Below are 13574 nucleotides of genomic sequence, written 5' to 3'. Positions count from 1 at the left end.
ACGAAAGGTTCTTGGTGGCAGAACACCTTACGATGTATTTTCCTTTTTCTACGGAGAAGAGATAATCCACAAAAATGGGAATCAGACGGATAGATCCTGATGAAGTAACACTGCAACCATTTCTCCTCAAAATAGAATAAGCCGGCGTCAAAGACCGACTTATCCTAAACCATTAACTCTATACCTATGAACACGCTACCCCTTAACCCATTAGGGCAGTGGAACTTAGTCTTTCACAAATGAAAGAAATGTATCCCAGTGTCCTGTTTTGCATGCGCAAAAATAAGAAACTGTAAGTAAAGTTTACATAAAAATCGCATTTTTTTTAACAAAAATATTTTTACTTTCCTGCAAAAGTGGAAGTTTCTCGTTCAACTGGAAGTTACTTTTATAAACGGAAGTTAGATTTTCAATTCACCTATATTATTTTATAGAAAAAATACAATTTTTATGATAGTATTTAATGAGTGAGTTTATAAAATCAATCAGATAGAAATATACAGGTGGTGTATGCTATGGAAATGCAGATAAGACATAACAATATGGATATTAATTCATTTAGGGCTTTTATGCAGGTAAGGGGAGGTTTTACTGCAGGCAGGAGGGACGTTTATTTTATAAGATTTTTAGGTTACGAAAGCACTCTTGTTGATGAACTTACAGCGGCTGATAATATATATAATGATGCAGGATATAAAGGCGGCATAGTATACAGGTATATTGACAGACTGCCTCTTCCTGATAAAACCGAAACAGATTTTTATCTGGAAATTTATGAAAAATGGGTTAAGGAAACAAAGCAGACTCAGGGACTTAAGCTGAAATGTTCACAGAATAATGCTTTGCTTTGTGATGCGCTTGGAAAAGCTTTATCTAAGATACAGCGTATATATATAAATGAGAAATATGGATACGAAGCAGGAAGTAATGCTGAAAAGTGTGGATATCAAACGGGAAGCTGTGCTTTGGATACTGAAAAAGAGGGCAGTATAAAATCAGATTATAAGGGTATAAATAACTCGATTATAAATGATTCAATTATAAAAAATTTTCTTATAAAGATTATGAAATGGACCGACTATGTACTTGGAGATAAATGTGCCGGTTGGAATGAAAAAAGCTCTATAAAGGTTGCCGCTTTAGATGTATTTAAACTGCATGAGTACCTTTTTTATTATTTTCTTACATTTATTGGTGTTGATGCGGCATTGCTTCAGGTATCATCTGATATAAAAACCGGAATTTCAAGTATTGCCGCCGGATTTTCAAAAACCGTAACAACGGGTTCGTACAGCGATATAAAATTACCTGTATTTAAAAGGAAGACTGCAGGTGTATCCGTAAATGAAGCCATACCGCCTAAGGATAATTATGTTTCATATAAAGGCTCGGATTCAGGTATACATGACAATTCCGATTATAAATCTGAGAATACAGGAAAAAAGACCGTAACAAAACCGAGGCTGAGCCTGCCTCAAAGACCTGACAGGGTAAGGCGTGAGCCTGTTTATAGTCCGGCTGTAAAGGCGGGCTGTGAAAATCAGACTCAAAAAAGGAGAGAACTTAGTTTTGAGGAACTTGCGAAACTTGCATCTTCAATAGTTTTAATAACGGCTTACGGAGAAAAAGGGAAACCGCTGTCATTGGGTTCAGGTATAATGATAGGAAAAGACGGTTTTATACTGACAAACTATCATGTAATATCAAAAGGAGTATTTTATTCAGTTAATATAGAAGAAGATAAAAACGTATACTCTACTGATGAGATAGTTAAATATCATACTGTGCTTGATTTGGCAGTTATAAGAATAAGACGTAAACTTGATCCGCTTCCTGTATGTTCTGATGAAAAAGGGCTTGTCAGGGGGCAGAAAGTAGTGGCAATAGGCAGTCCGCTCGGTTTTTTTAATTCCGTTTCAGACGGTATAATATCAGGCTTTAGGCAGTTTGAAGATATGGATATGATACAGTTTACTGCACCTATATCAAGCGGAAGTTCAGGCGGTGCACTTTTAAATATGTATGGAGAAGTTATAGGCATAAGCACTGCCGGTATAGATGAAGGACAAAATATCAATCTCGCAGTGAGCTATGAAAATATAAATAATTTTGCAAAAGGATTTATGTAAAGGTGTGTAGTATGTTTAAACACCGTAAAATAACAGGGCTTGAGGATTTTTTTATTTTTTTAAGCCTAAGGGATGAAAAATCAATATTTTTTTACAGAATAAACGGCTGGAATAAAAAGGTTGAGGAATTTATAAAACGATATTATAAAGCGGCTATGCAAAAAGGGGTTGTTATAGAGGGAGGTATTAAAAATCCGGACAAAGAAAATCTGGCATATTATGATACGGTTATGGGTCGAGATTTTATGCTTGATATTGATTTTATATCACATAGCCTTACAAAGTGGCTGCCACGAATAAATGCCGCACAAAAAAGCAATATTTGTCAGTTATTATACGGGACATTGGAAAAGCTTAGGCTTGAAGGCAAAAACGAAGGGATGCTTAAAAATGCCTATATAAAATTTATGTGTTGGCTTTATTACCGATTTGAAATGATATTAAACCGGCTTGGTGAGGAGGAGCCTCCTAAAATACTTTATGAGGGAGATATAAGCCGCTATGAACTTATGTTTTTGTCCATACTGTCAGGAGCGGGCTGTGATATAGTGCTTTTACAATATGGAGGGGACGGCTCATACTTGAAAATAGATCCAAACTCCTGTATATCGGAGAATCTTTTAATACCGGATATGGAAAAGTTTCCTGAAAATTTTAATTTAAAAAGTATACGGGAAAGTATTTCAGAGGCTTTAAACCGCAACCGGATGTATGGCAGTCCTGTGATGTACTTAAACTGTACAAACGCATGGATAAGCGGTAAAGGGCTTGAAGATATAAAAACGGCTCTAAATTTAAGAAAAAAGCTGCTTGATGAAGCACAGCCCGGAAACAGATTAAATGGACAGGAATCCAATTTACAATTCCGTATAAATGATAATACCGGAACCGGCACTAAAACAAAGCCTTATAAATTGTTCTATAATTGTTTTATACGTATAAACGGGGTTGAGGACAAGTCTGTATATGCAAATGAACTTTATGGTTTTTTAAATGATATTAAATCGCAAAACAGGAATGCCGCAGTAATTGATAACATGGTGCCCTTGCCGTCAAATGAGGAGATAGCCTTAATTAAAAGGCATAATTATACAGATATTGATCAGATGCTCCTTGATTTACAGTCAAATATAGAATATACAGGTGATCCTGAGCTGAAAAAGCTTATAAAAAAGGCTTTTTTAGATATAATGTTTGAGGAGGCACAGAATGAAAAAGCTGATGAGAGGGTTAAAATAAACAGACTTACGAATAAGGCTGTCTGCCTGCTTTGCTGGATTAAAAGATATCTGTACGGGCTTTTTAAAAATTATAGATTTCCTGATGTAGAATGTTTTATACATACAGGCGGTTGTAAGAGTGGTGCTGAGGCGGCATTTATAAGGATGCTTGCAAGACTGCCCGTTGATGTGCTTATACTTAAGCCTGATTTAAACAGTGTATGTGAAGTAAAGGATAGGCTGCTTTATGATATAAACTTTGAGCAGTCCATGGAGCTTAAGGCATTTCCGAAAGGCGGCAGCCTTGCTATGGGAACCGCTGCCTACCATGCCGAAAGGGAGCTTGATACACTTCTCTATCAGGACAGCGGTATATATAGGGAAGGTCAGTATAAAAAAGCGTCCGTTATAAAACTGCGTACTATGTATGAGGAAATAGCTATATTATGGGATGAGGAGCTTAAATTCAGACCTAATTTCAGTATAAATTCCGATACTGTAAATATACCTGTGATATTTGCAAAGGTGTCGGGGGTTAAAGACGGAAATATACAGGGGTACTGGGCTGATATACACCGTCTTATAACTTCAGATACAATAGTGATAAGGCATGCACGCTATATAGATCCGAATGATAGAAATCCTCTAAAGGCACATGCTGCAGAATTTTATAAAAACGGAAAACTCCAAAAATTAAAGATTAAAAAACACCCTGCTTATAAGTACGGATTTTTAGATGAGGCTGTGCAGGACCATATACTTGACAAACTGCAGGAGCTTATTGACAAGAGAATAATCAAAGGAACCTTTGAAAACGGAATGGAGTATGCGGCAGTAGCACTTGTTTTAAATCTGCCTATGGAGATACTTCGCATGCTGCAAAAGTTTGATTTTACAAAAAAGAATCCTAAGATTATATATATAAATACGGCTGAAACTATAATTTCACTTGAAGATGCTATATTAACGGCATTTTTAAGTCTTGCAGGTTTTGATATCATATTTTTCATACCCACAGGTTATCGCAATATTGAAAACCATTTTAATACTTTAAATGATTTATTTATTGAAGAACACAGGATAGGGACTTTTCTATATGACCTTGATGTTTCTGAACTTAATAATTTTTCACAAAATACTAAAACTGCAGATAATAAGCCATGGTATGAAAAAATATTTAAAAAAAGCAGAAAGAGGTAAAGACAATGGGAATTAATTTTAATAAATCGCAGGAAGTTGATGCCGCAGGTGCAAATACGGATGCGGCGGACAAAAATGAACTTGCACAGATAAAACAGTATGATATCGTTGCCGACAGACAGAGGATGAATGTAGAACTTGTCAATTCAAAGGAGGTTGATGATATTGTAAGCAAGATAGAGGTAAATAATCTTGAAACCATAGCATCTTTCGGTTCACAGGCTGCCGAGGAGGTTTCAAAAGCCTCTGATGTAGTGCTTAACAGTATGAGTATGTCTCAAATAGAAGAATCAAGCCGTATGCTTGGTGATCTTGCCAATATTATGAAAAAATTTGATATTGACGAGATTAAGGATGACCCGGGACTTTTTTCAAAGCTTTTCGGAAATATGAAAAAACAGATTGATAAGCTTCTTGACAAGTACCATACTATGGGTGATGAGGTTGATAAGATATATGTACAGCTTAAACAGTATGAGTCCGAGATTAAGCAGTCAAACAGAAATCTCAATTCTATGTTTGAGGCGAATGTCAAATATTATCATGAGCTTGTAAAGTATATTCTTGCAGGAGAGCAGGGATGCAGGGAACTTGAGGATTATATTGCAAAACGCAGGGCTGACATGGAAGCAGGCGGAGACGACTCAATACAGTTTGAGATTACGTCTTTAAACCATGCCCTTATGATGCTTGAACAAAGAACGCATGATCTTCGCATTGCTGAAAATATCGCTATGCAGTCCATACCTATGATAAAAACTATGGAATTTAGCAATATGAATCTGGTGCGTAAGATAAATTCAGCCTTTATAATAACCCTGCCGGTATTTAAACAGGCACTTGCACAGGCGATGCTTCTTAAGAGGCAGCGTATACAGGCTGATGCTATGGCGGCACTTGATGCAAAAACCAATGAACTTCTGATTAAAAATGCCAGAAATACTGTTGAGCAGTCTAAGATGACTGCGATGCTTTCTTCAGGAAGTTCAATTAAGATAGAAACTCTTGAGACTACATGGAAGACTATAATGTCAGGTATTGATGAAACAAGGCAGATTCAGGAAAGTGCAATGAATCAGAGGGTTAATGATCAGGCAAGGCTTGAAACTATTAAACAGGAATTTAATCAAAGATACAATATGCCGTCAAAATAGCTTAACAGCCTGAAAAGCCTGTATGAATTTTCTCATAAAAACATAAGTACGGTTTGAATCATTTAACTTAAGCCTCTTTGCCCCTTTATATCAGTTGCAGTCAGAGATATGTATTGTAATACACAATAATTTAACATTAATATTGTATTAAGCAATTGAAAAATATAGAAAAAAGAGTTAGAATATAACATGGGTTGGTTATGCTTTAGATATAAAAAATATTTTTTAAGGAGGTATTTTATGCCAATTAATTTATCAAAAGGACAGAAAGTTGATTTAACAAAGGGCAATCCCGGGCTTAAGAATATTATGGTAGGTCTTGGATGGGATGTGAATGCTTATGATTCAGGGGAGGCATTTGACCTGGATGCAGCTGCATTTGTATGTGATGCCAGCGGAAAGTGTCCTTCCGAAAAAGAATTTATCTTTTACGGTAACCTCGAGCATTCAAGCGGTTCAATAAAGCATATGGGAGACAACCTTACCGGAGAGGGTGAGGGTGATGATGAACAGATTCAGATAGATCTTTCAAAAATCCCGCCAAATATAGATAAGATAGCTTTTACCGTTACAATTTATGATGCTGACAGCAGGAATCAGAATTTCGGACAGGTTTCAAATGCATTTATCCGTATAGTTGATGAATCAAATAACACGGAGCTTATAAGATTTGATCTGGGCGAGGACTTCTCCATAGAAACAGCAGTTGTGGTAGGTGAGCTTTACAGAAATGCAGGCGAATGGAAATTTAATGCCATAGGAAGCGGCTTCCAGGGAGGTCTTAGGGCATTATGCGGACACTACGGAATTGATGTAGCTTAAATCATTGTAGAGTTGATGTGTCTAAAATAAAGTTTTTATTAGTGGCAGAAACTTTTTAGAACATTTTTATGACAAAAGAGAGACTATCTGATATAGTTTCTCTTTTGTTTAACTGTTTTAAAATTAAAATAAAGGGTATTATAACGCTGTGCAGTTTTAGCACAGCGTTTATATAACTAAACGGATATTTTTAAGTCTGCTTTTAGAAAAATACTTATAAGTATTTTATATTAATCACTAATATGCCAAAATCGCCGGTGTTTTACATCGTTTCTACTCCTGTGCGATTTTGAATATATCTATGCAGAATATATATTTCTAAAACGGCAGGTTATAATATCCATATAAATCTTATAGAAAGAGGTAAGTGTATAAAGTATTTGCTTTTACAGAGTATGCACTTATCATTAAGAGGAAAAACATATGAAATTTAACGGTTTGACGGATAAAGAGGTTGAAGAGTCAAGACAGAAATTTGGGTCAAACGCCATTCCGGATTCCGAACCTACGACCTTTTGGGATGAATTTAAGGAAACATTTAAAGATCCTATAATAAGGATTCTGCTTGGAATATCGGCACTTATGATAGTGATGTTCTTTTTCGGCTATGCCGAGATATATGAGGCGGTGGGTATAATAGTTGCCGTTCTTATAGTTGCATTTGTATCGGCTAAAACGGGTGTTGCAAGTGATACAAGATATAGAGAACTAAAGGAAATGTCTGAAAAAGACAAGTGCAAGGTTTACAGGAACGGTCTTATAACCGTACTTGAAGTAGATGAAGTCGTTACAGGTGATAAGATACTGCTGCAGTCTGGTGATAAGATACCGGCTGACGGTGTTCTTGTCTACGGTTCACTGAAGGTAAACAATGCCGTATTAAACGGTGAATCTGAAGAATGTGTTAAAACTGCTGCCGAACCGGGATTCATATTTGAAGAAAATATAACAGGTGAAAGCTTTGTTGATAAACATTCATTGTTCAGGGGTGCTGTGGTATTTGACGGCGAGGGTGTGCTTGATGTAAGAAAGGTCGGACTTAAGACCATGATGGGAAGCATGGCTGAGGAGATGAAAGAAAAGGAGCCGGATTCTCCTCTTAAGGTAAAGCTTTCAAAGCTTGCCGACCAGATATCGGTATTCGGCTATGTAAGTGCGGTTATAATAGCGGTATTTTATCTTATATACTTTATAATTTCAGCAGGCGGTCCCGCTCAGTTCTTTTCAATGGGAATTAAGGATATACTTAAAAGTGTTCTTGAAGCAATATCACTTGCTGTTGTTATAATAGTCTGTGCAGTACCTGAAGGGCTGCCGCTTATGATTTCAATGGTGCTTATGCAAAATACAAGCAAGATGCTAAAGCATAATGTCCTTGTAAGAAAGGCGGTAGGTATAGAAACGGCAGGTTCGCTTAATGTGCTTTTCAGTGATAAGACGGGAACTATAACCAAGGGTGTGCTTGAGGTCGTTGATTTCTTTCTTGGAGACGGAAGTTCAATTGATTTAAACAGTCTGGGAAAACACAGTTCTGTGAAAGGACTGCTTGATATTGCCATAGGAAAAAATTCACAGTCGATGTTTGATGATGCACATGTGGTGATAGGAGGCAATTCAACAGACCAGGCACTTATGAAGTTTTTAGGGGAAGAGACATTTAAAACTGTTTCTGAAAGTAAAGAATATACCGTACAGAGACAGCAGAACTTTAATTCCACCAATAAATTTGCACAGGTTGAGATAACAAATCTTGGTAAAGTATTTTATAAGGGTGCACCTGAACGACTGCTTGAGCATGCCGTCAAATATATAGATGAAAACGGGAATCTTAAGGATATGGACCGTGCAGTTATAGACAGGAAAATAGATGAGCTTGCCGCAAGGGCGATGAGAGTTCTCGCTTTCGGTTACTGTGAAGGTGAATTTATAGAAGATAAGATAAATTCAAATTTAGTAATAATAGGTATGGCAGGTATAAGAGATGATGTACGGCCTGAAAGTATAGAAGCAATAAAAGAGGTTCAGGGTGCAGGCATACAGGTTGTAATGATTACCGGAGACAGACTTGAAACGGCGGTTGCAATAGCAAAGGATGCGGGACTGCTTAAGAAAAATTCGGATCGTGCGGTTACCTCTGCACAGCTTAACGAGATGAGTGATGAGGATGTAAAGAAAATAATACCTGATATAAGAGTTATTGCAAGGGCATTGCCGACTGATAAATCAAGGATGGTAAGGCTGTGTCAGGAGATGAATCTGGTTGTGGGAATGACGGGAGACGGTGTAAACGACTCACCCGCTTTAAAGAGAGCTGATGTAGGATTTGCTATGGGAAGCGGAACCGAGGCGGCAAAAGAGGCAGGAGAGATAGTTATACTTGATGACAACTTTAAGTCTATAAAGGATGCTATCTGGTACGGAAGAACTATATACCACAATATACTTAAATTCTGCAAATTCCAGCTTGTTATAAATGTTGCCGCTGTTATAGTCAGTGCGATAGCACCGTTTTTCGGCATTGATGCACCGCTTAAGGTTACACATCTTTTATTTGTAAACCTTGTTATGGACAGTCTGGGAGTTATAATGCTGGGCAATGAGCCTGAGCTTGAGGTTTATATGACTGAAAAACCGAGGCGCAGGGATGAAAATATAGTAAGCCCTCAGATGGGAGCACAGATACTTACCATGGCTATATGGGTAACCGTTATAAGCTTTCTTTACCTTAAACTGCCGTTTTTTGTAAATATGTTTGAAACACAGCAGAAGCATCTGACTGGATATTTTGTCCTTTTTATAGCAGCTGCCTTATTTAACGGTTTTAATGTAAGAGATGACGGGTTTGCAATTTTTTCAGGTCTTAACCAAAACAAAGGCTTTTTACAGGTGTTTTTTACAATCCTGCTTGTACAGGCATTTATAGTAAATGCCGCTTTAGTACCGCTCGCACCTTTTCAGTGGATCAGTGAGATGTTCAGTTGTGTGCCGTTTGGCATAAATGGATGGATTACAGTTATACTGCTGGCTGCAACTATGATACCGGTTGATCTTATAAGAAAAATGATTGTAAACCGTTAGGTGTTAAAAAATATATATAAAAACCGGAGGCTTACGGTAAATTCAGGTGCATGAAGTTTTTAATCTCTCATGCACCTGTTAAAATACCGGATTTAATTAGAAAACAATAATGTATATATTTAATTCAGATATTGATAATACGCTTATTTTTTCATATAAGCATGACATAGGACCACAAAAAGTAAATATTGAGCTTTATAAAAACAGGGAGATATCCTTTGTAACGGAATATACATATAATCTTTTAAGCACTGTTATAGAAAAAACTTTTTTTGTTCCTACAACTACAAGAAGTATAGAGCAGTACAGTCGTATAGATTGGGGCGGCAGAGCTCCTGAATATGCACTTGTATGCAATGGCGGAGTTCTTTTAAGAAAAGGTATTGAGGACGAGAGCTGGTACAGGAGATCTCTTGAAATTGCAGCATCTGCCGAAGTAGAGCTTAATAAGGCGTGGTATTTTCTTGAAGGCGAGCCTGGAAGAAATTTTGAACTTAGATTTATAAAGAATCTTTTTATATTTACAAAATGTATTGACAGTATAAAGGTGATTGAGAAATTAAAAAAATTGCTTGACAATTCAATTGTTGATATATTTAACAACAATGAAAAAGTATATGTAATTCCGAAAGGTCTTAACAAGGGCAGTGCTTTATTAAGATTTAGAGATTTGTATAAAAAAACACTTAAAATTATAGCTGCCGGAGACAGTGAATTTGATATATCCATGTCCAGAGTATGTGATATATTTCTGGCACCATGCGGTTCTCAAGCTATATTCGGAAATTTTGAAAATATAGTGTTTATGCCCGGAGCCGGTGTGTTTTCGGATGAATTGCTTGATTATGTAATTAAAATTGTAGAATGATTTTATTAAAGCAGTATTGACAGCATTAAAATTTTATGATATTCTTAAGAAAATATTAAGAATATCAGCTAAAACTTATGGATTAACAGTTCATCAAAACAGTCGGATATTTATATATTTATGTACGTTTAAATAATTAGATATATTGATATAAGTCTGTATAAATTGATGAATGTTTCGATAAGCCCATAAGCCCATAAGCCCATAAGCCCATAAGTCTATATACATAGCTGATAGGTTTTGATATATTTTTATGATTTATTTAGTTTTACAGCTGTCAAATTAAAACCGATTAGTCTAAGCGTAACCTGAACCGGCATTAAAAACAGCCGGGAAAACAACATGTCATGTTAATAGAGGAGGCAATACATGATGAAAAAAATGGGTAAAGAAGCTATTTTAATTAATTTATTGAGGGACGAAGATAGTCATTCGTGCAAGAGGCACAGGTCGAGCTTTGTTTTTTTAAAGAGAATCACAGCACTTTTTATGTCATTTTTAATGGCATTTAACAGTGCTGTTTTTTTATACCCCGCTTCCCTGCAGGGTGTAATGGCAGCACCTTTGGACGGTGCAGAAGAGGGAAACGGCAATTTAAAAATTGCGACTCCCTCGCAAGCCGGAAAAAATCCCTACTCCAAAGAACTCAGCGGAAATTCGCCAAATACCGATAATGAAGACTTATCGGCTAAAGAAAATATTGCCGAAACAAACAAATCGGAAACGTCAACTTTTTATATTGATAAAGGTGATGTAGAGATAAAAGGCGGCAGGGTAAAAGGTGCCGGTGAGGCGGGAAATCAGATAGATACTGCATATAATCCCTTAGACGAGATAGTAATTACCATGTCGGATTCTTCAAAGGAATCACAGGGAAAGATTACAGCCGAATCTTCTCAGGCAGTGATTGTTTTAAAAGATGTGAACGTAAAAAGAGAGGGTTCATTTATTGATATTAAAAATTCTTCTCTCACTTTAAAAATTGAGGGAAAAAACAGGATTTATACAGGAAGGATAGACAGTGCACTTGTACACATACCGCAGGAAAGTTCTCTTATAATTGAAGGAGGCGGAAGCCTTGAGATGAAAAATGAAGGCGGCGGCGGTGCACTTATAGGAGGAAGTCAAAACGAAAAAAACGGAAAAGTAACTGTAAACGGTGCAAATCTGAATCTTACTACAAACGGCGGCGGCTCATGCATAGGAGCAGGAGCAGGCGGCAGCTATTTTGATATAAATATAAATGCAGGAAATATAGAAGCCGTAACAAATGCCATAGGGGGCGGTCCCTGTATAGGCGGCAGTAAATCGGATACAGGCACTATAAATATAAAAGGAGGCACTGTAAATCTTCACGGGGGCTGGGCAAGTACAAACCTTGGAGGTCAGCAGAGCTTTGACAGGAGCTCAGGCAGTTTTTCAGATTCCGGAAATATAATAATAGAAGGCGGCAGCGTAAGTATAAAACCGGGTATACAAAGCCGGGCACTATCCTGCGGTAGACTTTATATAAAGGGCGGCAGTTTAGATGCACGGGGAGGCTGGAGCTCATCCAATACAATAGCCGCAGGAAGTTTTATAATGGATGAGGGAAAAGTAGGCATAAAAGGTGAAGGTATAAGTCTTGACATCTTAAATGAAACGGTGATAAATGGGGGAGAAGCGGATATTGAAACTTACATGCACAGGTCGGCTGTCGCATCCTCCGACTTTACAGTAAATGACGGTAAAATAAGGGCAAAAGTTTCAGGAAATAATGACGGTATTGACAACTGCCATGCCATAAGTGCTTCACGTATAAAGATATCGGGAGGCAGTCTTTTGCTTACCGGCTGCGGAAGCGGAAGCGGGGCAGGAGGGCTTGATGCCATGCATCCGCTTGAAAAAATTGAAATAACCGGTGGAAGCATAAAGGCGATCGCAGGCAAAAATGCCCGTGAGGAACTTGGCGATTATAAAGTATTTAAAGAAGATTCAAATGTGGACGAAAAAGACAGGGTATGGATTTACCCCGTTGACGGCACAGGAAAAAGAGTTTTTCTAAATAAAATAGAAAATGTCTCTGAAGCTGAAAGAAAAGACTTTAAAGTAAACGGCAGTGTCTATAAGGTTGGAGATATTATAGATGCAGATACAAGTCTGTATCTTTACCTGCCTGAGGGTTATCACTTTATACAGTCCGGAAAAAGAAGTGAGGGGATTTTCTCGGGAAGCGCAGGGCAGCGTGGAAGTCTAAGTCTTGAAGTAATTGACGGTATAAGCACTGAGGAAATTCATGATGTAAACCTTACAGCCTATAAGGACGGCAAGAAATATTATGAAGGTGTATTAAAGTCAGAGATATGGCTGCCTGAAGGCAAATATACGGGAGTTGTAAGTAAAAACGGCTATTATTCCAGAAATATTGAATTTACTATAACTTCGGGAAAGAAAACGCTTCAAAAGGTGATACTTAACAGCAGCAAGGTTGTTGAAACCACAGTTACGGCAACTCCTATGAGCAGGGAGGAGATTATAAAGGCAGGCATAGACCCTGATGCCGAAGGAAATAAGCATCTTTTTAAATTTAAGGTGGTATTTGAATTTGCGGCTGCACCTCCGCTTAGCTTTTCATATGTCGGAACACAGGACGGCAAGCCGGCAGGCGGATATTCAGTTATACATGTGCCTCCGTCATCAGCAGGAGGTACTGCGTCAACAACCTATGACTCAATAACGATTCACCCTATAAATGAACGGTTCTATCTGGTTGTTTACGGTCGAAGTGAATGGCTTAAGGAGATGTATGACATATCCCTTGTTATAAGGAATAATTCAAAACTTGAGTCTCTTGAAAATGTAAATGCAACGCTTGATCAGCTTCCTGAAGGACTTTCATTTGCAGATATGAATTCAGGCAGTCAGAGTCTTTCGCAAAATGTAGGAAGCATCGCTGCGGAAAAATCCACATCCGTAAACTGGTATCTTCGAGGAGATAAGGAAGGCAGCTACAATATAGGCGGCAGTGTAACCGGAGATATGGGAGGCGGCGGTCAGAGTTTTAATAACAGATTTGATACTAAAGNGCCTATCAAAGTTCTTAGCAGGCAGTGCACTGCATTTA

Annotated in this window: 6 protein-coding genes and 1 pseudogene; all 7 read left to right on the top strand. The window is 37.5% G+C overall.

From position 1 onward, the window contains the following. A pseudogene (locus tag HMPREF9333_RS13805) lies at positions 1 to 140 on the top strand (IS30 family transposase); the annotation flags it as partial. A 375-nt stretch (positions 141 to 515) separates the two neighbouring features. Continuing rightward, the gene (locus HMPREF9333_RS08770) at positions 516 to 2129 is read left to right on the top strand and encodes a S1C family serine protease (RefSeq protein ID WP_005541469.1); all 1614 of its coding nucleotides are present in this window, start codon (positions 516 to 518) and stop codon (positions 2127 to 2129) included. An 11-nt stretch (positions 2130 to 2140) separates the two neighbouring features. Next, entirely contained in the window at positions 2141 to 4549 is a 2409-nt protein-coding gene (locus HMPREF9333_RS08765; protein WP_005541468.1) for a YceG family protein, read from the top strand. Between the two features lie 5 nt (positions 4550 to 4554). Further along, positions 4555 to 5703 (top strand): toxic anion resistance protein, encoded by a 1149-nt coding sequence (locus tag HMPREF9333_RS08760; protein ID WP_005541467.1) that lies wholly within the window; start codon positions 4555 to 4557, stop codon positions 5701 to 5703. A gap of 240 nt (positions 5704 to 5943) precedes the next feature. Continuing rightward, positions 5944 to 6525 carry a TerD family protein gene (locus tag HMPREF9333_RS08755; protein WP_005541466.1) on the top strand — a complete coding sequence of 194 codons (582 nt, stop codon included), beginning with the start codon at positions 5944 to 5946 and terminating at the stop codon, positions 6523 to 6525. 423 nt (positions 6526 to 6948) lie between these two features. After that, positions 6949 to 9603 carry a cation-translocating P-type ATPase gene (locus tag HMPREF9333_RS08750; RefSeq protein ID WP_005541465.1) on the top strand — a complete coding sequence of 885 codons (2655 nt, stop codon included), beginning with the start codon at positions 6949 to 6951 and terminating at the stop codon, positions 9601 to 9603. A 109-nt stretch (positions 9604 to 9712) separates the two neighbouring features. Further along, complete coding sequence (locus HMPREF9333_RS08745; protein ID WP_005541464.1) at positions 9713 to 10471, top strand: HAD hydrolase family protein; 759 nt, start codon at positions 9713 to 9715, stop codon at positions 10469 to 10471. Positions 10472 to 13574: the final 3103 nt, after the last annotated feature.

Origin of the sequence: Johnsonella ignava ATCC 51276 (assembly GCF_000235445.1) — a bacterium.
Lineage (GTDB): Bacteria > Bacillota > Clostridia > Lachnospirales > Lachnospiraceae > Johnsonella > Johnsonella ignava.
This window is presented reverse-complemented; position numbering and strand designations above follow the sequence as displayed.

Bases quoted from the DNA above. Each gene is read 5' to 3' on its own strand.
- HMPREF9333_RS08755 (WP_005541466.1), top strand. From the start codon at position 5,944: ATGCCAATTAATTTATCAAAAGGACAGAAAGTTGATTTAACAAAGGGC.
- HMPREF9333_RS08760 (WP_005541467.1), top strand. From the start codon at position 4,555: ATGGGAATTAATTTTAATAAATCGCAGGAAGTTGATGCCGCAGGTGCA.
- HMPREF9333_RS08770 (WP_005541469.1), top strand. From the start codon at position 516: ATGGAAATGCAGATAAGACATAACAATATGGATATTAATTCATTTAGG.
- HMPREF9333_RS08745 (WP_005541464.1), top strand. From the start codon at position 9,713: ATGTATATATTTAATTCAGATATTGATAATACGCTTATTTTTTCATAT.
- HMPREF9333_RS08750 (WP_005541465.1), top strand. From the start codon at position 6,949: ATGAAATTTAACGGTTTGACGGATAAAGAGGTTGAAGAGTCAAGACAG.
- HMPREF9333_RS08765 (WP_005541468.1), top strand. From the start codon at position 2,141: ATGTTTAAACACCGTAAAATAACAGGGCTTGAGGATTTTTTTATTTTT.